1 protein-coding gene is annotated in these 483 nt (G+C 31.3%); it reads left to right on the top strand.

The window, feature by feature from the left end:
- Positions 1–160: 160 nt before the first annotated feature.
- Positions 161–483 (top strand): M20/M25/M40 family metallo-hydrolase (locus CN514_RS25075; RefSeq protein WP_435817577.1); only part of this gene is annotated, 323 nt, incomplete at its 3' end.

The following is a 483-nucleotide window of genomic DNA, read 5'->3' as shown; positions in this document are numbered from 1 at the left end:
TTTTTTGTCTGGTTAAATTTTGTTAATATTTTGAATTTTAAATAAAAAAGTATTGTAGAAACCGTTTTCACGTAATAAAATCAATATATAAGGAAAATGACCGTAAATGTTCCTTAAAACATTTTGAATGAATCTCGGAGGTGTATCAATCGTGTATGAAATTTTTTCTGAATTAAATTTAGATGAATTAGTTAGTTCGATAAACGATGAAGTGATTGAATGGAGAAGGTATTTGCATGAAAATCCGGAGTTATCCTTCCAGGAAGAAAATACTGCCCAATTTGTGTATGACAAACTAAAATCATTTGGAGACCTAGAAATCTCTAGACCAACTAAGACTAGTATTGTTGCTAGATTAATAGGAGACCATCCAGGGAAAGTTCTTGCAATTCGAGCGGATATGGATGCTCTACCAATTCATGAAGAAAATAAAATTGAATTTAGATCTAAAAAGGATGGAATCATGCATGCATGTGGTCATGA

This window comes from Bacillus sp. AFS001701 (assembly GCF_002559405.1).
Lineage (GTDB): Bacteria > Bacillota > Bacilli > Bacillales > Bacillaceae_G > Gottfriedia.
The sequence above is the reverse complement of the archived record's forward strand: the minus strand, read 5'-3'. Positions and strand labels throughout refer to the sequence as shown.